We start from the raw sequence: 20,617 nt of genomic DNA on the forward strand, positions 1-20,617 counted from the left end.
ACCGGAGGCCAGTAGCGTGCAAAACTTCAAGCTCAAAAAAGGTCTTGATCTACCAGTGAAGGGAGCTCCTTCCCAAGAGATTGGGAGCGGGAACCAGATTCAAACCGCCGCCGTCGTCGCCGCTGACTACATTGGATTGAAACCCAGATTGCTTGTGCAGGAGGGGGATGTCGTCGCAGCTGGCGCGCCTTTGTTCTTCCACAAGGATTCACCCGAAGTGATGATCACTTCCCCTGTGACCGGCCGTGTTAAGGCCGTCAACCGGGGCGCACGACGGGTATTGGTCAGCGTCGAAATCGAGGTGGATGAATCGCTTGCCAAGCCAGTTGATTTTTCCAAGACCGGACAAGATGAAACCGAAACGGAAATTATAAAAAAGCTTTGTGAATCAGGGCTTTGGACATCATTTAGAACCCGTCCCTATTCTAAAGTTCCCGAACCAGACACCCGCCCAGCAGCATTGTTTGTCAATGCGATGGACACCGAGCCAATGGCAGCAGACCCAGCGGTGGTGATTGCGGATGCGGGGGATGCTTTTGCCAAAGGCCTGGCAGCGATTGCTGGGCTGAGCGAGGGGGCGACTTACCTGTGTAAAGCACCGGATGCAGACATCCCCGGTGGTGATATCGAAGGTGTCGAGGTTGCCACCTTTGCGGGCCCGCACCCTGCTGGTCTCTCGGGCACCCACCTCCACTTCCTGTCGGTGCCAAACACCGAGAAGTTCGTGTGGACAATCGGGTATCAGGACGTCATCGCAATTGGTCGATTTGTGGAGACTTGGACCTACGATCCGAGACGAATCATCTCCCTGTGCGGTCCTGAATGTGCCAATCCACGACTCATCCGTACGGTTGCGGGAGCCTCGATGGAGGAACTCACCCAAGGAGAGGCCCAAAGTGGTGTGGCGCTGCGGCTGCTGTCCGGTTCCGTGCTGAGCGGTCGTATGGGCAGCGGTGCTGACAGCTACCTGGGGCGTTATGCCCGTCAACTGACCATGATCGAAGAAGATCACAAGCAGATCCCGATGGGTTGGATCCGTCCGATGCCCTCCAAGTTTGCGTTCCAGCCGGTTCTTGGCTCGGCTTTTTCGAAAAAACTCTACCCGTTGACCTCCAATCTCAACGGTGGGCGTCGCGCCATGGTGCCGATTGGCACCTTTGAAGAGCTGATGCCGCAAGACTTCCTGCCTACGCAACTTTTGCGTGCGCTTTTGGTAATGGATACGGATCAGGCGCAACTCCTCGGCGCGCTTGAACTGGATGAAGAAGATCTTGGTCTGGTCGGTTTTGCCTGCCCAGCTAAGTATGAATATGGCATTGCGCTTCGCGACTGTCTCACCAAAATTGAGAAGGAGGGCTAAGGCTTGGGTCTTCGCAACTTCTTTGACCGGATCGAACCGCATTTTGAAAAAGGCGGTCAGTATGAGAAACTCTTCCCCATCTATGAGATGGTAGAGAGCTTCCTTTATACGCCGAAGACGGTCACTACGGTCGCGCCACACGCGCGATCCTACATCGATATGAAGCGGATCATGACCTATGTCGTGATCGCCACGATACCTTGTATCCTGGTCGGGCTTTATAATGTTGGTCTGCAGGCGAACACCGCGCTGCAGTCGCTGGAAGCAACCGGGATCCGCGCTTCGATCATCGAAGCGATCGGGGTGGGCTTTAATCCTGAGAACCCGCTTGCCAACTTTATCCACGGGCTGAGTTACTTCTTACCGATCTACATCACCACGCTTGTGGTGGGTGGCATCTGGGAAGTTGTCTTTGCTACCGTGCGTGGCCACGAAGTGAACGAAGGCTTCCTGGTTTCCTCTATGCTTTTTGCGCTGATCCTGCCGCCGACCATTCCGCTCTGGCAGGTTGCACTGGGGATTTCCTTTGGTGTTGTCATCGGCAAAGAAGTCTTTGGCGGGACTGGGAAAAACTTCCTGAACCCGGCGCTAACCGGGCGGGCATTCCTGTATTTTGCCTATCCGGCGCAACTGTCGGGTGACACCATCTGGACACCGGTTGATGGCTTTTCTGGCGCGACCGCACTGTCGGTTGGCTCCAGCCAAGGTTATGAGCAGCTGGCGGCCAATGGCATGAGCTGGATGAGCTCATTCCTGGGCACCGTTCAGGGCTCCATCGGTGAGACCTCGACCCTTGCTTGTATGTTTGGTCTTGCCTTCCTGCTGATTACCAAGATCGCCAACTGGCGTCTGGTGGTGGGCTGTCTTGCCGGGATGATCGGGTTCTCAACTCTGCTCAACCTTGTTGGTTCGGACAGTAACCCGATGTTTGCGATGCCGTGGTACTGGCATCTGGTGATTGGCGGCTACGCATTTGGTCTGGTCTTTATGGTGACCGAGCCTGTGTCTGCCTCCCATACCAATGCCGGGCGTTACATCTATGGGGCGCTGATTGGTTTCATGGTCGTGATGATCCGTGTCGTGAACCCGGCCTTCCCCGAAGGTATGATGCTCGCGATTTTGTTCGGAAACGTATTTGCGCCGCTGATCGACTATTTTGTTGTTCAGGCCAACATCAAGAGGAGGGCACGTCGCAATGTCTGATACCTCCAATAAGCCAAAAGGCCCTATTGGCCGCTTTCTGGCCCTGCCCACGGACTCGGTGCCAAAAACCATCTTTATCGCGGTAAGCCTGTGCTTGTTTGCGTCGATGGTGGTGTCGGCTGCAGCGGTTTCGCTGCGTCCGCTGCAGGAACAGAACAAGCTGCGTGACAAGCAGGTCAACATTCTTCAGGTCGCCGGTCAGTATACCGCGGGTGAGGATGTGACCGAGGCGTTTGAAAAGTTTGAGCCGCATGTGCTTGAGCTCGCGACCGGTGAATTCTCTGATCAGTTTGATGCTGTGAGCTTTGATGATCGCGCCGCGGCCGATGATCCTGAGCTTTCGCGTGCACTGACCGAAGATCCGGCAGGTATTGCGCGTCAGAGCAACTATGTCACCGTTTACCTGCTGCGTGCAGAAAACGGTGATATCGACAAGGTGGTGCTGCCGCTGCACGGTTATGGCCTCTGGTCGACCATGTATGGTTTCATCGCGCTTGAAGCGAACGGTAACGATATCTTCGGGCTGCAGTTTTACAGCCAGGGTGAAACCCCAGGCCTGGGTGCCGAGGTAGATAACCCGCGTTGGAAAGCCCTGTGGCGCGGCAAGAAGCTGCGCGACGACGACGGTGTGCTGCAGATCACCGTTGCAAAAGCCCCACCGGCTGCGGGGACGGATTACTATGTTGATGCTCTTGCGGGTGCGACATTGACCTCGAACGGTGTGCACAACTTGGTCCGCTTCTGGATGGATGAGACGGGCTACGGCCCCTTCCTGGCGAACCTCAAGGCAGGAGAGATCTGATGGCTCAGACAAAACGCGAGTTGTTGATCGACCCGATGGTCGACAACAACCCGATCACACTACAGGTTCTGGGGATCTGTTCCGCGCTGGCGGTAACATCCTCGCTAAAGGTGGCCTTTGTTATGGCATTGGCGGTGACTTTGGTGACCGCATTCTCATCGATGTTCATCTCGATGATCCGCAACCAGATCCCTGGTTCGATCCGGATTATCGCTCAGATGGTCATCATCGCCTCATTGGTGATCGTGGTGGATCAGATGCTCAAAGCCTATGCCTTTGAAATCTCGAAAACACTGTCGGTCTTTGTTGGCCTGATCATCACCAACTGTATCGTGATGGGCCGCGCTGAGGCCTTTGCGATGAAAAACCCGCCGATTGAATCCTTCATCGACGGCATCGGCAACGGTCTGGGCTATGGTCTGCTGCTGATGAGTGTTGGCGTGGTCCGCGAGCTGTTTGGCTCTGGCTCGCTGTTTGGCATCACCATTTTGCCAACCGTGAACAACGGTGGCTGGTATGTGCCCAATGGTCTGCTGCTGCTGCCGCCCTCTGCCTTCTTTGTGATCGGTCTGCTGATCTGGGCGGTACGTGCCTGGAAGCCCGAGCAGGTAGAAGATCGTGAATATAAGATCCAGACAGTGGGAGCGCACTGATGGAAGGTCTTATCTCACTGGCCGTAAAGGCCATCTTCATTGAGAACATGGCGCTGTCCTTCTTCCTTGGCATGTGTACCTTCTTGGCGGTGTCCAAGAAGGTGGCAACCGCCATTGGTCTGGGGATTTCGGTGATGATCGTTCAGACCATCACCGTGCCAGCAAACAACCTGCTTCTCACCTATCTTCTTAATCCGGGCGCTTTGGCCTGGGCGGGTTTCCCCGATGTGGACCTGACCTTCCTGGGTCTGATTTCCTACATCGGTGTGATCGCGGCGATCGTTCAGATCCTTGAGATGGTGCTCGATAAATACTTCCCGCCGCTTTACAATGCGCTGGGTGTGTTCTTGCCGCTGATTACCGTGAACTGCGCCATCATGGGTGGCTCGTTGTTCATGGTGGAACGTGGGTATGACTTCTCTGAAAGCGTTACCTATGGCGTTGCTTCCGGCTTTGGCTGGGCACTGGCAATTGCAGCAATGGCTGGCGTGCGCGAGAAGCTGAAGTATTCTGACATTCCCGAGGGCCTGCAGGGCCTAGGCATCACCTTTATCACCGCAGGCCTTATGGCCATGGCATTCATGTCGTTTAGCGGCGTGAAGCTCTGAGGGAGGCGCAACACAAATGGCAACCTTTGGGTTAGGTATTTTCCTGTTCACTATGATCGTTCTGGCTTTGGTCGCGATCATTCTGGCGGCCCGGTCTAAACTGGTGTCCACAGGTAATGTGAACATTACGATCAATGGCGAAAAGACGATCTCGGTTCCGGCCGGGGGCAAGCTCTTGCAGACACTCGCCGAACAGAAACTTTTTGTCCCTTCCGCCTGTGGCGGGGGTGGCACCTGTGCACAGTGCCGTGTGAAGGTTCACGAGGGTGGCGGATCGATCCTGCCAACCGAGCAGAGCCACATCACCAAGCGCGAAGCGGGTGCAGGTGATCGCCTGTCCTGTCAGGTCGCGGTGAAGCAGGACATGAACATCGAAGTGCCCGAAGAAGTGTTCGGCGTGAAAAAGTGGGAATGTACTGTTCGTTCCAACGACAACGTTGCAACCTTCATCAAGGCGCTGGTTCTGGAACTGCCGGAAGGCGAAGATGTGAACTTCCGCGCGGGCGGCTATATTCAGATCGAAGCCCCGGCCCACGAACTGAAATACACCGATTTCGACATCGGTGAAGAATACCGTGAAGATTGGGACAAGTTCAATCTGTGGCAGTATGAATCGAAAGTGGCAGAGCCGATCGAGCGTGCCTATTCGATGGCAAACTACCCGGATGAAAAAGGCATGATCATGCTGAACGTGCGGGTGGCATCGCCGCCTCCGGGTTCTGTTGGTATCCCTGCTGGTAAGATGTCGTCGTTCATCTTTAACCTGAAGCCAGGTGACAAGGTGACAATCTCTGGTCCGTTTGGTGAATTCTTCGCCCGCGAGACTGAAAAAGAGATGGTCTTCATCGGTGGTGGTGCGGGCATGGCACCAATGCGCTCCCACATCTTTGACCAGCTGAAGCGTCTGAAGAACAAGGATCGCAAAATTACCTTCTGGTATGGTGCGCGTTCCAAGAAAGAGATGTTCTTTGTTGAAGATTTCGATGAACTCGCCAAAGAGTTCCCGAACTTCACCTGGCATGTGGCGCTGTCTGATGCGATGCCGGAAGATGATTGGAGCGGCTATACCGGCTTCATTCACAATGTCCTTTACGATGAATATCTGAAGGATCACCCGGCACCCGAAGACTGCGAATTCTACATGTGTGGTCCTCCGATCATGAACAGCTCGGTCATCAATATGCTCGTCGAGCTGGGCGTTGACCGCGAAGACATCATGCTTGATGACTTTGGTGGCTGATCAATATACATCAACCCGCGCCTCAGGGCGCGGGTTTTTTGTTGGGCGCTTGGTGTTGATTGTACTGTCTTTATGATGCGCTGGGCTCCCTTAAGCCTGCCCCCTTTACCCGCCTCAAGCGAACGCCTATAACCCAGCCTATGTCCCACCGTGCGGCCATCATTATTCGAATTATATACCCGGCGCTCTGATCCCATTTGGGAGCAAGTGAGACGCCGGGCAAAGGCGCTTGAGACTTCGCGCCGCAATATCCCAATATCCAGATCCGATTATGCATAAGGACGCCACCGATGTGCGCCGAAACACCTGACTACAAAGACACGCTGAACCTGCCCAAGACCAATTTCCCCATGCGTGCGGGCCTGCCCAAACGTGAACCAGCCTGGCTGGAACGTTGGGAAAAAATCGGCGTTTATGACCGTCTGCGCGAAAAAGAGGGGCGGACGCCTTTCACGCTGCACGATGGCCCCCCCTACGCAAACGGCCACCTGCATATCGGTCACGCGCTGAACAAAACCATCAAGGATATGATTGTGCGCTCCCATCAGATGATGGGATTTGATGCACGCTATGTTCCAGGCTGGGATTGCCACGGTCTGCCGATCGAATGGAAAATCGAAGAGCAATACCGCAAAAAGGGTAAAAACAAAGACGCCGTGGATGTGGTGGAATTCCGTCAGGAATGCCGTGCCTTTGCTGATAAATGGGTAAATATCCAGCGCGAAGAGTTCAAACGCCTTGGTATCGCGGGCAATTGGGAAGATCCCTATCTGACCATGAACTATCACTCTGAGGCGGTGATTGCCGATGAGTTCATGAAGTTCTTGATGAACGGCACGCTTTATCAGGGCTCAAAGCCTGTGATGTGGTCGCCAATTGAAAAAACCGCTCTGGCCGAGGCCGAGGTGGAATATCACGACAAGGAAAGCTTCACCATCTATGTGAAGTTCAAAGTCACCAACGCAGATCACAAACACGCGGGCGCTTATGTGGTGATCTGGACCACGACCCCTTGGACCATGCCATCCAACAAGGCGGTGGTTTATGGCGAAAACGTTGCCTACGGTCTTTATGAAGTCACCGGCACCCCGGATGAGTGCTGGCTGAAAGTGGGTGAAAAATACCTGCTGGCTGACAATTTGGCGGCAGATGTGTTCAAACGCGCGCGCCTTGCGGAAGATCAATACACCCGCGTTGCCGATGTCCCAGTATCTGAGCTGGAAGGTGTGGAACTGTCCCACCCGCTTGCAGGGGCCGAAGGCAGCAATGGCGAATGGGATGACATTCGTGATTTCCGCGCCGCCGAGTTTGTCACCGATACCGAAGGCACCGGTTTTGTCCACTGCGCGCCGTCCCACGGTATGGAAGAGTTTGAGCTCTACCGCGATCTGGGCATGCTGGAGCAGGTCATCACCTATAACGTGATGGATGACGGTGGTTTCCGCGCGGATCTGCCGTTCTTTGGTGGCAAATACATCCTGAACCGCAAAGGCGGCGAGGGTGATGCCAACAAAGCGGTGATCGACAAGCTGGTTGAAGTTGGTGGCCTATTGGCGCGTGGCAAGATCAAACACAGCTACCCGCATTCCTGGCGCTCCAAAGCACCGATCATCTATCGCAATACTCCACAGTGGTTTGCTGGGGTGGACCGCAAGCTTGATGATGGTATGGGCGAGATGGGTGACACCATCCGCACCCGCGCGCTGCGTTCCATTGACGAGCTGGTAAAGTGGACGCCACAGACCGGTCGTAACCGTCTGTATTCCATGATCGAATCCCGTCCGGATTGGGTATTGTCGCGCCAGCGCGCATGGGGTGTGCCGCTCACTTGTTTCACCAAGAAAGGTGTGTTGCCGACGGATGCGGATTTCCTGCTGCGCAACGAAGAGGTCAACGCGCGCATTATCGCAGCCTTCGAAGAGAAGGGCGCGGATGTCTGGTATGAGGATGGGTTCAAGGCCAAGGTGCTTGATGGTGTGGTGAACCCGGACGATTACGATCAGGTGTTTGATGTGCTGGATGTGTGGTTTGATTCCGGCTCTACCCATGCCTTCGTGCTGCGTGACCGCGAAGATGGCACCGAAGACGGCATTGCTGATGTCTATATGGAAGGCACCGATCAGCACCGCGGCTGGTTCCATTCCTCGCTGTTGCAGGCCTGCGGCACCAAGGGGCGTGCACCATATAAAAACGTTGTGACGCATGGGTTTACCCTGGATGCCAAGGGCATGAAAATGTCCAAATCCCTGGGCAATACCATTGTGCCGGATGAAGTCGTTAAACAGTATGGCGCAGATATTCTGCGGCTTTGGGTTTCGCAGGTGGATTACACCGCCGACCAACGGATTGGTCCGGAAATCCTGAAAGGCACCGCTGACAGCTATCGCCGTTTGCGCAACACCATGCGCTTCATGCTGGGGTCGTTGGGCGATTTCAAAGAAGAGCAGCGCGTTGCACCGGAGGACATGCCCGAGCTTGAGCAATGGGTGCTGCACCGCCTCGCCGAGCTCGACCACACCGTGCGTCAGGGCTATAAGGCGTTTGATTTCAATGGGGTGTGGCAGGCGATCTTTAACTTTGCCACCGTTGATATGTCGGCGTTTTACTTCGATATCCGCAAGGATGCGCTGTATTGCGATGGTGACACATTGAATGCACGTGCTGCGCGCACCGTGCTGGACCTGTTGTTCCATCGCCTGACCACCTGGTTGGCACCGGTTCTGGTGTTCACCATGGAAGAGGTCTGGTTGGAACGGTATCCGGGTGATGACAGCTCGGTGCATCTGGTGGATATGCCCGATACCCCGCGCGATTGGCTGAATGAGCCGCTGGCCGCGAAATGGGCAAAGATCCGTCAGGCGCGCCGCGTGGTGACAGCCGCTTTGGAAGTGCAGCGGACCGACAAGGTCATCGGGTCCTCGCTAGAGGCCGCGCCCGTTGTGCATGTGCGTGAAGCGGAACTGTTGGAACAACTGCAGTCGGTCGAGTTTGCAGATGTTTGCATCACCTCCGACATCAACCTGAGCAATGATCCAAGCCCGGCAGAAGCGTTCCGCATGCCGGAGGTGGATGGCGTTTCGGTGGTGTTTGAAAAGGCCGAGGGGGAGAAATGTCTGCGCTGCTGGAAAATCCTGCCAGATGTGGGCAATTTCGGCTCTCCTGGGCTGTGTAAACGCTGTGATGATGCGATTGGTTAAAGCCGTCACTGTATGATCGGTTAAAAGAGCGCTCTGTTGGGCGCTCTTTTTGTTCTGAGTTACGCGGGGAGATTAATTCTCCTTTTAGTTGTTTTTACTGCCACAGTTTGAAGTGGCTGATCTCGATTAAGCCACAAAATGTTGACCGATTCACAAGCATTGGTTAAAAAACCCTTAACAAAATGCAGATTTTCTGTGGCAACTCGCAGTCTGGGTGCCAACTATCGGGGGGTAGTTTTTAATGCCAAAGCAATTGAACGATGTTGATAGTGATGCTGCCGCAAAGCCGGTTTCTACCGGTGGCGTACAAGTAAAAAGTGTTTCCGCAACTGGAAATATCAAAATCTCGCTAAAACCTGTGCCGGAGGCGAAGTCGCCCAACGCAAAGGCTGAACTCCGTTCGGCACAAGTGGAAAAGCAGCCCGTCGACGCGGGGCAGCAACCTCCATTGCGTGCTGCAAAGCCTGCAGCAAAAAATAAATCTGCTGCCAAAGTGCAAAAGCCGCAGATCGCTGCCACATCGAAACTTGCTTCTGCAAGCGCGCAGGGCGAAGCAAATCTGCCCAATCCCGTCGCGTCGCGGTCCTCATTAAAGCCGCTGGGACTGACAGCCGCCGTTCTTGGTACCGTCGCGCTGAGCCTGGGTGTGATGCAATTCGCCGGTGGCTCTGACGCGCAAGACGTTGCCGTTGCTGCGCCCGCGACTGCTGCGCCAGCCGTGCAAGCGGATGTGGTGACAGCTCAGGTTGATGCAGATAAAGCCGCGATTGTTGCGCCTGTTCAGGCTTCTGTTGCGGGCGCGAACGGCGATGTTACCGCCGAAGCCATTGCAGCTGCTGTGGCCAAGCTTGCCCCTTCTCAAACAACTGCTGAACCCGCGCCGCGCGTCGATACAGCCAATGACGACGTGTTTGAGAAAGCCGCTTTTGCGTCGGCGTCGCTGTTTCAGGCAAGCCCCAAAGAGATCTGGGAGCAGGAGCGTGCTGAGGCAGATCGGATTGAACCCGTTGCCGCAGCGCCCAAAACAGTCTCTGCGCCGCATGTAAGCACCGCGCAAAAGCTTGCACTGGTGAGCTATCTTTCTGCTTTGCCAGATGGACCTGAAGCACAAGAGCAGGCGTCGGCACTGACACAGAAAATGACCAGCGGCACCTTGGCTGCGTTGAGCAAGCCAAAAACAGAAGCGGTAAAAGACGAACCCATCTATATCTTTGATCTGGTTGTTAATGCATTGGCCGAAGGGCGTACCGAGGCTGAGCTTGATCAGCTGATCAACGAAACCTATGCCGCAGGGCGCGTGACCGTGCCATCCAGTTTGATCCTGGCGGATGGGCGCGTCGACAGCCAAACCATACTTGTCTTGTTTGCAGGTAAATAAGACTTAGGCCAGCACCCTATATGGGGCTGGCCCTCCTCATATCTTTTGAAAACGAATATGCGGTGTCTGCGCACCGTGCTGCCTTGCCTTAGGGAGACATCATGAAGAATTTTGTAGCTGCTGCGACGCTGGGATTAGGAATTCTGGCCGCACAGGGAGCCGCAGCGCAGAGCTGTGGCGGCGTCTATACAGTGCAATCAGGCGACAGCTTGTCGGTGATTGCCGATCATCTTTATAAGGATGTTGGCAAGTGGAGCGCTATCCACACCCAAAACATCAGCACAATCGGCCCGCGCCCTAATGCGATCCGTGTTGGCATGAGGCTAAATATTCCCTGTATTGGTGGCTTGCCAACAGGATTGGAAGGCGGCCGTGCAATTAGTGAGGCCACCCCCGTGGCGGCGCAGCCGGTGCAGATTGCGGCAGGGAATGCAGCGGTCAGACATAAGATCAACCTCCTTACCGGAGACGATTTTAAACCGTTTTCAGGCAAAGATCTTCACAATGGCGGCTTAATCACTGATCTGGTGAACTCCGCAATGACGGCAGCAGATCCAGAGCGGGGGTTCGCAATCCACTGGGTTGATTCCTGGGATTCCCATTTTGATCCGCTGTTGTCGAACGCGTTGCTGGATATTGGTTTTCCCTGGTATCGTCCGAATTGTGATGAGCTGCCCGACAGCTATCGCTGCGCAAACCTTTATTTCTCGGAGCCGCTTTTTGAGACTCTGACACTGATGTTTGCTGCGGCTGACCGCCCGATTGAGTACAACACCGACGAAGACCTTCTCGGCAAGGTGATCTGCCGGACCAAAGGGTATGACACCACCATCTTTGATGAAAACGGTCGTAACCTGCTGCGCGACAATAAAATTGAGCTGGTGATCGGCGACACGCATGAGCAGTGCTTTGACATGGTGCTGAATGGCAAGGTCGATGCGCTGGTGCTGAATGAGTTTGGTGGCCGTGACAAGATGAGCGAGCTGGGCTTGAACGAAAAAATCCAGATCGTACCACAGCCGATTTCAATTCAGTCGCATTACATCGTTGTGCATAAATCTCACCCTGAGGCCGACGCGTTGCTGGCGATTGTGAATGACGGGGTGAAACAGATCCGCGAAAACGGAGAGTACCAGCGCATCGTCGAAGATCACATGGCACGTATCTGGGCCGGATTCTAAGGGGATGGTGATGCAAAAACCTTTGTTAAAATGGATTTTGCGCCTTGGACTGGCCGGGGGGCTTGCACCCTCTGCTGCATTTGCTTTGTGCGATGTAAACTATGTGGCCAAGCCGGGTGACAATCTCTTTTCCATTTCCGAGGCGCATTTTGGCGATCGCGAACACTGGAAACTGATCTATGAGCGCAATCAACGGATGTTGGCGCAGACGACGGTCATTCCTGGACGCACGCTTTACATACCGTGCCCTGAAGAGGAAAAACCGGCCGTTCCAGTCAAGGTTGAGCCTGCCAAACCAGCGCCGCAGCCCGCCGGAAATGTAGAGCTGACGCTGCTGACAGGTGGGAGTTATGGCCCGTTTTCCGATCAAAATCTGCCTGCACAAGGCATGGTCACGGAATTGGTCAATGCTGCCCTGAATGAAGCGCCTTCACCTGTGTCTTACACCATCAACTGGGAAGAGGACTGGACCAAACATCTGTTCCCGCTGTTGAACCAGAAGACATTTGATATGGGCTTCCCCTGGGTCAAACCAGACTGTGAATTGAACCCGCAAAACGAGCGCTGTGTGAACTTCCACTTCTCAGATCCGGTGGTGACGGTGCCAGTGATGCTTTTTGTTGAGGCTGACCGTAGCTTTGATTATCGCGGCCCTGAGGATTTGGTTGGCAAAACACTGTGTCGCCCCAATGGCTATTTCAACCAAGATGCGGATACGACGCGCCGCGCCTGGCTGGATGTGGACAACCTTACTGTTCTGGCCCCAGTGCACCCACGAGAATGTTTTGCGCTGTTGCAGCGGCACGAGGTCGATGCTGTTGCCATGAACCTATTCTTGGGTGCGGATACGCTGGTTCAGGAAGGTCTGCGCGGTGATGTTGTTCCATTGGAGCAACCGCTTGCGGAGATTGGCCTGCATGTGGTTATTTCCAAACGCCATTGGCGTGGCACCTCACATCTGTATCGGGTGAATGCGGGGCTGAAAGCCTTGCGTGAAAATGGTCAGTTCGATGAGATTTTGAACCGTCATCTTGAGCACTTCTGGTCACAGCTGCAGTAAGTGCAGTTCTATAAAAGTGGGCTTGCTGGCTGTGGCTGGCAGGTCCTAAACGTTTTTTGAATACAGCAGTCGCGCGGCGTTTAGGCGTAGATTGCACTTGTTGGAATTGGCCCAGCAAGAACGCCCGAGCGAAGATCGCGAACGGCTTCGATCATTTTTAAAGTTGGTGACAGATTTGACGGATTGTCCATCCGTGCCCGTACCAATTGCTCCATCGCCATGTTTGCGGGGATAAAACGTTCCGTGCGCTGCTCAAAAAGCTGCTGCGCTTTCTGATGAAGCTGCGATTGTCTGGCTTGGTGTTGCTGAGAATAGCTACGTTGATTGACCTGCGGGCTGTGTTCAGCTGCATTGACTTTGAGCGGAGAGCGGGACTGCGCTACATTGGCAGGTCCCTGGCGCTGGATGCCTTGGGTGTGGTCTGCGATTGTTACCATTGCTGCGCTCCCGTTCAAAAGGTGTTAACTCTTTTTACGCGAGTTTGTCTAAAATTTGACCGGACACTTTAGGATAGGTGTAACCTCTTCTGGTGGGGTAGCCTCTGCAAAAGGTACAAAATGGGGTGTGAACGATGACAGCAGAGCGTGAGCAGTACCGAGTTGCATCTGTTGCGACACCGGTTGGGCAGCTGTACCTCTCGGAAACTGATGGTTTCATTCATCGGCTTGATTGGCAGGGGCAGGAGCGTGGCCGTTCGGCTGAGCTTGCGGAGGGGGTGGCGCAGATTACGCGCTACTTCGCGGGGCAGCTGCAAGAGTTTGATCTGCCGCTAAAGCTCAGCGGGTCGAGCTTTCAGCAACGGGTTCAGCAGCTCATGCTCGATATTCCGTTTGGGGAAACGCGAACTTATGGCGATCTGGCGCAGGAAATCGGTGGGGCGGCCCAGCCGGTTGGAAATGCCTGTGGCGCCAATGCGCTGCCGCTTTTGGTGCCCTGTCACCGGGTGCTTGGTCGCAATGGGCTGGGTGGCTATTCCGGCGCGGGTGGGGTGGAAACCAAAGTGGCGCTATTGCGCCACGAAGGGGCCGCCGGGCTGTTGATTTAAGTGCGGCTTGGCAGCAGCTGCTGGGTAACACCAACCAGCAGAAGATAGACCGAGGTGATCACAAGCCCCCAATGCGCCCAGCTTTCCGGATGGAAATCCACCCAGGCAGCCCAACCCGCAAAGAAGGTCCAGGCAAGCGCCATCGGCAGGGACATTGTGCGCCAGCGTTCTGTGCGCACCGGGTGAATGAACTTCAGCGGTAGGAACATGGCAACAGCAAGCGCCGTAACCAATATGAGGCTGGTCCAATGGCTGGGTTCAAGCGCAAAGATCACCAAAACCAGCATGTTCCAGCACCCCGGGAAACCAGAAAAGGAATTGTCCTTGGTCTTCATCCTGGTGTCGGCGAAATACATCGCAGATGCAAAGGTGATGACAATAATCGCCACCCATCCAGTCCACCCTGCCATCAGGCCCGACTTGAACAACGCAAAGGCGGGAATGAACACATAGGTGAGATAGTCGATAATGAGATCAAGCAGCACCCCATCAAATTCGGGCGCAAAACGACGCACATTATAATGGCGTGCAAGCGGCCCATCGATGCCATCCACCGCAAAGGCCACCACCAGCCAGAGGAACATCAGATTCCACTTGGCTTCAACCGCAGCCAGCATGGCCAACATGGCAAAAACTGCACCGGTGGCAGTGAGAAGGTGAACGGAGAGCGCGCGAAATTGAGGTGTCATCTAACTGTGATGACGAATTTCTGCTGCGGCTGCAAGGGCGAAAGCATTGGATCTTGCGGCGCGGTCTCAGCCAAAAAAGGCGAGACCCTGCGCCGAAATCGACAGTTGTTAGTGCAGCACGGCGGCAGCCGGTCGCGCGTTGCACAGCTCAGTTAGGGTGAGGGGGGTGTTTTTGCTGGGGAGTTTGATCAAGCGGCCGCGCGGTTCACGCAGCGGGCGCGGCAGCGGCGGGGTTGGCGCAGTTGGGGCACCATCGGCCAGTTGCATCAATACGGCAATAGGAACAGGGGTCGAGGGCAGCATCTGGGATTCCTTTCTGGAAATTGTGCTGCCAGCATGAGCCAGTAAGGTTAATCATGCGCGTAAAATGAGAACGCAATTTACGTTGCATTTTAAAGAGACTGTTTGCTCAGGCTTTGGGGTGGGCGCGATTGTAGACATCCATCAGATGCGCTGTGTCTACTGCGGTGTAGGCCTGGGTTGTCGACAGTGAGGCGTGGCCCAAAAGTTCCTGAATGGCGCGCAGATCACCGCCAGCCTCTAGAAGGTGGGTGGCAAAACTGTGACGCAGCGCATGCGGCGTCGCGGTTGCGGGCAAGCCAAGCTGGGCGCGGGTTCGGGCGACGGTTTTCTGGATCTGACCTGCCGCCAATGCGCCCCCTCTGACACCGCGAAACAGGGCCTGATCGGCCTCGATCGGGTAGGGGCAGAGCTGCAGATAACTCTCAACCGCCTGACGCGCTGCGGGTAGCACCGGGACAAGGCGCTCCTTTTGTCCTTTGCCCAGAATGCGCAGCGTTTCGGGCAGTGGCAGGTCGCGCCCCATAAGGCCCAGAGCCTCGGAGATCCGCAATCCGCAGCCATAAAGCAGTGTCACCACCGCCACATCGCGCGCGGCCACCCAGGGGGTTTCTGATTGCAGGGCCACGGTGTCGAGCATGGCTTTGGCAGCATCTTCGGACAATGGCCGCGGAAGTTTCTTTTGAAACTTTGGTGCACGCGCTGACAAAACCGCGGTGGGTTCAAAGCCTTCGCGCTCCGCGAGCCAGCGGTAAAAGGCTTTCACTGATGACAGTTTGCGCGCAAGCGAACGTGCGCTGATGCCATCGGCGCGCGCATGTGCCATCCAGGCGCGCATATCCTGTGTGGTGATCTGTGACAGCGCGCCCAATCCCTGTGGGCCGCCGAAATGATTGGCCATAAAGCTCAGGAAATCACGAACATCACCGCCATAGGCAAGCTCTGTGCTGTGCGACAGGCCCTGTAGCGCGCGCAGCCCATCAAGCCAATCCTGCAGCGCATCGCGACAGGCAGGGGCGATCATGCCAGCCAATTGCGCAGGCAGCGTTCAAAGGTGCCCGCAAAGAATGTCAAAAGGTCAGTGCCATGTTGTGGCGAAAACTGATGCGGCTCTTCTGAGCCAAAGACCAGAAGACCAGGGAGGCGGCCAGTACCAAGATCAAGGCTCATCAGCGCCTCGGAACGGATCCAGCCCGCCTGATCGCCATGGATTTCAGCGTCCCCTTCTTCGACCTGACGTAGGCTGACGGGGTGGGCGGTGCTGCTTTGTCCCAGGTAGTGCGCCACAAAACCACGTGGCTGGATCTTGATCACGGATGACGCAGCCGCAAGCCCGGCGGCGCTGGCGCTGTCATCGCTTTCAAGCACCAGTACAAGGTTCTGGATTTCAAGCGCCTCGCTGACCGGGCCGGAGAGCGCGAGCAGGAATTCCGGGAAATTCTGTGGCTCGATCAGGGCGAGCACTGCACGGTGCACCTGATTGGTGCCGGTAAGATTGTCATAGGCTGCGGCAATCACGGATCGGTGGGTGTCTTCTAGCCGGTCCAGACGTGCCTCTAGGCGGGCCATAGCAATGCCGCGTAGATCAACCACATTTGCCCCCATCGCGCGATCATTGGCGGCGACCAGCGCGCTCATCAAGCTGCTGTCCTCCAAGATGACATCGGGTTTTTCCAAAATCGCTTCGCGCAAACGCGCATCCAGTGGGGCTGTGCTGCTCATGCTTGTGCCTTTTTGTCTTTGTCTTTCTGTATAACATGAAATGTGGCGCAGAGGCGACCATTTCGCGCAAACCCTAAGGTATAAGCCCTCGGGATCGTGCGGGCAGCGGCAAAGGATAAGCGCGGGGCTCTATGCGGGGCGTCAGGGTTTACCTATGTGTTTTGCGCATAGAAAAAGGCGCATGGGAATCCACGCGCCTTTGAAAAATCAGCTCCGATTTTGTGATCAGAGGATCTTGATATCTGCCGCTTTGATGTCAGCGAGGAATGCATCGAGACCTTTGTCTGTCAGCGGGTGGTTCACCATTGCTTTGATCACAGCAGGGGGAGCGGTGATCACATCAGCACCGATACGGGCCGAATCAAGAATGTGATTTACCGAGCGGATCGAAGCCGCCAGAATCTCGGTTTCAAAGCCGTAGTTGTCATAAACGGTGCGGATATCTTCGATCAGCTCCATACCATCGAGGTTGATGTCATCCAGACGACCGATGAAAGGAGAGATGAAGGTTGCACCCGCTTTTGCAGCCAAAAGCGCCTGATTGGCCGAGAAGCACAGGGTGACGTTTACCTTGTGGCCCTCATCGCTCAGGGTTTTACAGGCTTTTAGGCCATCCCAGGTCAGCGGCACTTTTACGGTGATGTTTTCCGCGATTTCCAAAAGCTTGCGACCTTCGGCGATCATGGTGTCTGCGTCTACGGCGGTGACTTCAGCGGAGACAGGGCCTGCAACCAGATCACAGATTTCCTTGGTGACTTCGATGATGTCACGGCCGGATTTCTTGATCAAAGAGGGGTTGGTGGTCACACCATCTACCATGCCCAGATTATTCAGCTCGGCAATTGCGTCGATTTCTGCGGTGTCTACAAAGAATTTCATACCTTCAGGTCCTTCTGATGGCTTGGCCTCGGTTTAACTTGGCTTTACCTGATAGAGAGCCCGGCGCAAACCCCGTTTGCCCGAGGACTAGATTTTTGTTAGCGGAAACGAGGGCGCAACCCCAGTGACTTTTCAAACCCACAGCGACGGTCCGGAGTTTTTTGCCGAAGGCGCGCGCGTGGGTGTGCTGACGGCGCAGCCGCTTGACCACTTGCTGGATTACAAGGCACCTGAGGGCGGTTGTTTTCGTGGCGCGTTCGTTGAGGTGCCACTGGGGCCGCGCAAAGTCCTGGGGGTCGTCTGGGGGCCGGGCGCGGGTGATTTTGATCTTGCTAAGCTGCGTCGGGTGATCCGCGTGTTGGATGTGGCCCCGATGCGCGATGAAATGCGCGCCTTTCTGGCAAAATCTGCCGAATACACACTGACACCTTTGCCTGCCATGCTGCGCCTTGCCACCCGTGCGCCCGGGCTGTCAGATCCGCCATCTATGCGCAAAGTCTTGCAGCTGGGAGATAAGGCGCCGGACCGTATGACCGACGCCCGCGAGCGGGTGCTGGCGGTGATGGCGGAATATGGCGGGCTTTCGTTTACCCCAAAGGAGCTGTCTGACCTTGCGGGCGTCACCGGGTCGGTGGTGAAGGGGCTGGTGAAACAGGGCGTGCTGCTAGAAGTGGAGACCCCACGCGATCAACCCTTTCCGCACCTTGATCCAGAGCTTCCCGGAAAGGCGCTTACCGAAGATCAGGCTGGCGCGGCGGATGCGCTGGGCGACGCCGTGCACAGTGGCACCTATGGCACAACCTTGCTGAAGGGGGTCACAGGATCGGGTAAGACGGAAGTCTACCTAGAGGCCGTCGCCGCCTGTCTGCGCAAAGGGCGGCAAGCCTTGGTGCTACTGCCGGAAATTGCGCTGACGGCTGAGTTTCTCAAACGGGTGCAGGCGCGGTTTGGTGCCACTCCGGCTGAGTGGCATTCAGGCGTGACCATGACCGAGCGTCGTCGGGTCTGGCGTATGGTCGGCCAAGGTGCTGCACAGCTGGTGATTGGCGCGCGCTCGGCGCTGTTTCTGCCCTATCGTGATCTGGGTCTGATCATTGTCGATGAGGAACACGACACCTCCTACAAGCAGGAAGAGGGTGTTTTGTACAATGCGCGCGACATGGCGGTATTGCGTGCAGCCATGTGCAAAGCGCAGGTGGTGCTGGCCTCGGCAACGCCATCGCTGGAAACCTGGGCCAATGCTGAAAGCGGCAAATACAAGCGTCTGGACCTAAAATCGCGTTTTGGCGCTTCGGTGCTGCCGAAAATGCGTGCCATTGACATGCGCGCCGAGGAATTGCTTCCGGCCACCTGGATATCGCCCACTTTGAAACACGCGATGAAGCTGCGGCTTGAACGCGGAGAGCAATCCTTGCTGTTTCTCAACCGCCGTGGGTTTGCGCCGGTTACCATCTGTCGGGCCTGTGGTGCGCAGGTGTCTTGCGATATCTGCGATGCCCGCATGGTGGAACACCGGTTTATGAAACGGCTGATGTGCCACCAATGCGGGGAAACCAAGCCGATCCCAACCGAATGCCCGTCCTGTAAGGTTGAGGGTAAGATGGCTCCAGTAGGGCCGGGGATTGAGCGCCTGGGCGAAGAGGCCACAGCCCTTTTTCCCGACGCGCGGATTGCGGTGCTGAGTTCGGATCTGTTTGCCTCTGCGCGCGCGTTGAAAACGCGGATTGAGGAAATCGCAGCAGGAGAAGCGGATATCATCCTTGGCACCCAGCTGGTGGCAAAGGGGCACAACTTCCCGCTGCTCACGCTTGTGGGGGTGATTGATGCGGATCTGGGGCTGCAGGGATCAGACCTGCGCGCAGGGGAACGCACGTTTCAGCTGATGCGTCAGGTGGCGGGTCGGGCCGGGCGTGCAGAACGCCCAGGCGAAGCTTTGATGCAGAGCTTTCAGCCAGAACATCCGGTCATTCGTGCCATTCTTTCCGGCGACGAGGAAGAGTTCTGGCGCGCCGAAGCTGAACAGCGCCGTATTGCGGGCGTGCCGCCTTATGGGCGGATGGCAGGCATTGTTCTGTCTGGCACAGATTTGGCGCAGGTCTTTGATCTGGGCAATCATCTGGCGCGCAACAATGGCGCGTTGATGCAAGTTGGCGCGCAGCTTTTTGGGCCGGCCCCTGCACCTATTGCGCGCATTCGTGGCCGCCACCGTGTGCGGCTTTTGATCAAGGCCGAGAAGTCTGTAGCGCTGCAAGATGCGATCTCACGCTGGGTGGCCCCGCTGCGGCTGAAAGGCGATTTACGTCTCAGCGTCGATATTGACCCGCAGAACTTCTTTTGACGAGAAAAGACAAGTCTATCTGAGCGCGCAGCTTAAGGTCTCCCCTTAAGGTATTGTAAATGTGCGGAGGGGCTCTGAGGGGTGTTTTCCATAAGGCTCACTTTTATTGAAGTTTGGCATGATATGTTTGGTGCATTTAGCTGGGTGGTGGCTAAAATATGCTCATTTATCATGTGGATAACTAAAGGATAATCTGTGGGTATCTACCAGCTGTCTGAGCGTGCGTTTCATATGTCACGACCACTGGCATGAACATCTTTGGGTTGAAATTCTGCACCTCAATACACATTTAACAAATGTAGTTATTTAAGGAGAACGAATGAAAGGCAGCTTTGATAAACCTCTCACGGGTCGCAGCAAAATCCACGAAGATGCAGAAGGTCTGCGCATCACCCTCCCGGCGCGAAAACGCGTTTTACCCATAATGTTTATTTGTGTTTGGCTTTGTGTTTGGGTCGTCGGCTGGATGTGTGCTTTCGGATTTCTTCTGTTGCTTCAGGGTGGAATAGGCATGGTGCAGGCGTTTCTCTTTATCTGGCTAGTTGCATGGTCCGCTGGTGGTATTTGGGCCATGGTTTATCTCGGTTGGCTGCTTCTGGGTCGAGAGCAAATGACGGTCGGCCAGTCTGGTGTCGAGTTGAGACGCACAGCGGGGCCGTTTAGCCGTCGGAAGAGTTTTGCTACACAGCACATTTCTCATATTCGTGTCGTTGAGGCAGACACATCTCAGAATTTCAATCGCAATGGCTATAGTTTGTTCTCAGGGTTTTCCAAAGGTGCGATTAGGTTTGACTATGGGCATAGAACGCTGGGGTTTGGGTTGGAAATGGATGCGGGTGAGGCCGGGCAACTATTAGATCTAATCAGATCTCGCGTCCCTCATTTGGCCAATTGAGCAGGCTAAACGACGTGTTGATACAATCGCATCCAACGTGAATATGATGGCTCGGCTCATATTAGGT

19 protein-coding genes are annotated in these 20,617 nt (G+C 55.4%); 13 read left to right on the forward strand and 6 right to left on the reverse strand.

From position 1 onward, the window contains the following. Positions 1-16: 16 nt before the first annotated feature. From GG681_RS10385 to GG681_RS10430, 10 genes are all read left to right on the forward strand, one after another. Positions 17-1,360, forward strand: a complete 1,344-nt coding sequence (locus tag GG681_RS10385; protein WP_328593343.1) for a Na(+)-translocating NADH-quinone reductase subunit A — start codon at positions 17-19, stop codon at positions 1,358-1,360. A 3-nt stretch (positions 1,361-1,363) separates the two neighbouring features. Then, positions 1,364-2,563 (forward strand): NADH:ubiquinone reductase (Na(+)-transporting) subunit B, encoded by a 1,200-nt coding sequence (locus GG681_RS10390; protein WP_153547845.1) that lies wholly within the window; start codon positions 1,364-1,366, stop codon positions 2,561-2,563. Then, entirely contained in the window at positions 2,556-3,365 is an 810-nt protein-coding gene (locus GG681_RS10395) for a Na(+)-translocating NADH-quinone reductase subunit C (RefSeq protein WP_153547847.1), read from the forward strand. Before GG681_RS10390 ends, GG681_RS10395 begins: the two co-directional genes overlap by 8 nt. Then, a complete protein-coding gene (locus tag GG681_RS10400; RefSeq protein ID WP_153547849.1) occupies positions 3,365-4,018 on the forward strand; it encodes an NADH:ubiquinone reductase (Na(+)-transporting) subunit D in 654 nt (217 codons plus the stop codon). Before GG681_RS10395 ends, GG681_RS10400 begins: the two co-directional genes overlap by 1 nt. Continuing rightward, on the forward strand, positions 4,018-4,626 hold the full coding sequence (gene nqrE / locus GG681_RS10405; protein ID WP_153547852.1) for an NADH:ubiquinone reductase (Na(+)-transporting) subunit E: 609 nt from the start codon (positions 4,018-4,020) through the stop codon (positions 4,624-4,626). The genes GG681_RS10400 and nqrE overlap by 1 nt, the downstream gene beginning before the upstream one ends. A 16-nt stretch (positions 4,627-4,642) precedes the next feature. Further along, positions 4,643-5,866 carry an NADH:ubiquinone reductase (Na(+)-transporting) subunit F gene (gene nqrF, locus GG681_RS10410; protein WP_153547853.1) on the forward strand — a complete coding sequence of 408 codons (1,224 nt, stop codon included), beginning with the start codon at positions 4,643-4,645 and terminating at the stop codon, positions 5,864-5,866. A 290-nt stretch (positions 5,867-6,156) separates the two neighbouring features. Then, complete coding sequence (gene ileS, locus GG681_RS10415) at positions 6,157-9,063, forward strand: isoleucine--tRNA ligase (protein ID WP_153547855.1); 2,907 nt, start codon at positions 6,157-6,159, stop codon at positions 9,061-9,063. Between the two features lie 241 nt (positions 9,064-9,304). Next, positions 9,305-10,441 (forward strand): hypothetical protein, encoded by a 1,137-nt coding sequence (locus GG681_RS10420; RefSeq protein WP_153547857.1) that lies wholly within the window; start codon positions 9,305-9,307, stop codon positions 10,439-10,441. Positions 10,442-10,542: 101 nt separating this feature from the next. After that, positions 10,543-11,622, forward strand: coding sequence for a transporter substrate-binding domain-containing protein (locus GG681_RS10425; protein WP_153547859.1), 1,080 nt, complete (start codon positions 10,543-10,545; stop codon positions 11,620-11,622). Positions 11,623-11,632: 10 nt separating this feature from the next. After that, positions 11,633-12,682 carry a transporter substrate-binding domain-containing protein gene (locus GG681_RS10430; RefSeq protein ID WP_153547861.1) on the forward strand — a complete coding sequence of 350 codons (1,050 nt, stop codon included), beginning with the start codon at positions 11,633-11,635 and terminating at the stop codon, positions 12,680-12,682. 80 nt (positions 12,683-12,762) lie between these two features. Here the strand turns inward: GG681_RS10430 and GG681_RS10435 are convergent, their stop codons facing one another. Further along, a complete protein-coding gene (locus GG681_RS10435; RefSeq protein WP_153547863.1) occupies positions 12,763-13,119 on the reverse strand; it encodes a hypothetical protein in 357 nt (118 codons plus the stop codon). 134 nt (positions 13,120-13,253) lie between these two features. Between GG681_RS10435 and GG681_RS10440 the strand changes: the two genes are divergently transcribed. After that, positions 13,254-13,727, forward strand: coding sequence for a methylated-DNA--[protein]-cysteine S-methyltransferase (locus tag GG681_RS10440; RefSeq protein ID WP_153547865.1), 474 nt, complete (start codon positions 13,254-13,256; stop codon positions 13,725-13,727). Here GG681_RS10440 and GG681_RS10445 read toward each other — a convergent pair. From GG681_RS10445 to fsa, 5 genes are all read right to left on the reverse strand, one after another. Then, complete coding sequence (locus GG681_RS10445; RefSeq protein ID WP_153547867.1) at positions 13,724-14,416, reverse strand: CDP-alcohol phosphatidyltransferase family protein; 693 nt, start codon at positions 14,414-14,416, stop codon at positions 13,724-13,726. The two genes, GG681_RS10440 and GG681_RS10445, sit on opposite strands and share 4 nt — an antisense overlap. Before the next feature lie 108 nt (positions 14,417-14,524). Beyond that, entirely contained in the window at positions 14,525-14,719 is a 195-nt protein-coding gene (locus GG681_RS10450) for a hypothetical protein (protein WP_153547869.1), read from the reverse strand. Between the two features lie 106 nt (positions 14,720-14,825). After that, complete coding sequence (locus tag GG681_RS10455; RefSeq protein ID WP_153547871.1) at positions 14,826-15,740, reverse strand: tyrosine recombinase XerC; 915 nt, start codon at positions 15,738-15,740, stop codon at positions 14,826-14,828. Beyond that, positions 15,737-16,438, reverse strand: coding sequence for a DUF484 family protein (locus GG681_RS10460; protein WP_153547873.1), 702 nt, complete (start codon positions 16,436-16,438; stop codon positions 15,737-15,739). Before GG681_RS10460 ends, GG681_RS10455 begins: the two co-directional genes overlap by 4 nt. 225 nt (positions 16,439-16,663) lie before the next feature. Then, entirely contained in the window at positions 16,664-17,317 is a 654-nt protein-coding gene (gene fsa, locus GG681_RS10465) for a fructose-6-phosphate aldolase (protein WP_153547875.1), read from the reverse strand. Positions 17,318-17,441: 124 nt separating this feature from the next. Between fsa and GG681_RS10470 the strand changes: the two genes are divergently transcribed. Together GG681_RS10470 and GG681_RS10475 are read left to right on the forward strand one after the other, a co-directional pair. Then, positions 17,442-19,655 carry a primosomal protein N' gene (locus GG681_RS10470; RefSeq protein WP_328593344.1) on the forward strand — a complete coding sequence of 738 codons (2,214 nt, stop codon included), beginning with the start codon at positions 17,442-17,444 and terminating at the stop codon, positions 19,653-19,655. A 319-nt stretch (positions 19,656-19,974) separates the two neighbouring features. Beyond that, positions 19,975-20,550 (forward strand): hypothetical protein, encoded by a 576-nt coding sequence (locus GG681_RS10475; RefSeq protein ID WP_153547877.1) that lies wholly within the window; start codon positions 19,975-19,977, stop codon positions 20,548-20,550. The last annotated feature ends 67 nt before the right edge of the window (positions 20,551-20,617 follow it).

Source organism: Tritonibacter aquimaris (assembly GCF_009617595.1).
Classification (GTDB): domain Bacteria; phylum Pseudomonadota; class Alphaproteobacteria; order Rhodobacterales; family Rhodobacteraceae; genus Epibacterium; species Epibacterium aquimaris.

What these genes read in the sequence shown, in the direction of transcription:
- GG681_RS10395 (WP_153547847.1), top strand. Translation starts at nt 2,556, where the DNA reads ATGTCTGATACCTCCAATAAGCCAAAAGGCCCTATTGGCCGCTTTCTG.
- GG681_RS10400 (WP_153547849.1), top strand. Translation starts at nt 3,365, where the DNA reads ATGGCTCAGACAAAACGCGAGTTGTTGATCGACCCGATGGTCGACAAC.
- nqrE (WP_153547852.1), top strand. Translation starts at nt 4,018, where the DNA reads ATGGAAGGTCTTATCTCACTGGCCGTAAAGGCCATCTTCATTGAGAAC.
- nqrF (WP_153547853.1), top strand. Translation starts at nt 4,643, where the DNA reads ATGGCAACCTTTGGGTTAGGTATTTTCCTGTTCACTATGATCGTTCTG.
- ileS (WP_153547855.1), top strand. Translation starts at nt 6,157, where the DNA reads ATGTGCGCCGAAACACCTGACTACAAAGACACGCTGAACCTGCCCAAG.
- GG681_RS10420 (WP_153547857.1), top strand. Translation starts at nt 9,305, where the DNA reads ATGCCAAAGCAATTGAACGATGTTGATAGTGATGCTGCCGCAAAGCCG.
- GG681_RS10425 (WP_153547859.1), top strand. Translation starts at nt 10,543, where the DNA reads ATGAAGAATTTTGTAGCTGCTGCGACGCTGGGATTAGGAATTCTGGCC.
- GG681_RS10430 (WP_153547861.1), top strand. Translation starts at nt 11,633, where the DNA reads ATGCAAAAACCTTTGTTAAAATGGATTTTGCGCCTTGGACTGGCCGGG.
- GG681_RS10435 (WP_153547863.1), bottom strand. Translation starts at nt 13,119, where the DNA reads ATGGTAACAATCGCAGACCACACCCAAGGCATCCAGCGCCAGGGACCT.
- GG681_RS10440 (WP_153547865.1), top strand. Translation starts at nt 13,254, where the DNA reads ATGACAGCAGAGCGTGAGCAGTACCGAGTTGCATCTGTTGCGACACCG.
- GG681_RS10445 (WP_153547867.1), bottom strand. Translation starts at nt 14,416, where the DNA reads ATGACACCTCAATTTCGCGCGCTCTCCGTTCACCTTCTCACTGCCACC.
- GG681_RS10450 (WP_153547869.1), bottom strand. Translation starts at nt 14,719, where the DNA reads ATGCTGCCCTCGACCCCTGTTCCTATTGCCGTATTGATGCAACTGGCC.
- GG681_RS10455 (WP_153547871.1), bottom strand. Translation starts at nt 15,740, where the DNA reads ATGATCGCCCCTGCCTGTCGCGATGCGCTGCAGGATTGGCTTGATGGG.
- GG681_RS10460 (WP_153547873.1), bottom strand. Translation starts at nt 16,438, where the DNA reads ATGAGCAGCACAGCCCCACTGGATGCGCGTTTGCGCGAAGCGATTTTG.
- fsa (WP_153547875.1), bottom strand. Translation starts at nt 17,317, where the DNA reads ATGAAATTCTTTGTAGACACCGCAGAAATCGACGCAATTGCCGAGCTG.
- GG681_RS10475 (WP_153547877.1), top strand. Translation starts at nt 19,975, where the DNA reads ATGAAAGGCAGCTTTGATAAACCTCTCACGGGTCGCAGCAAAATCCAC.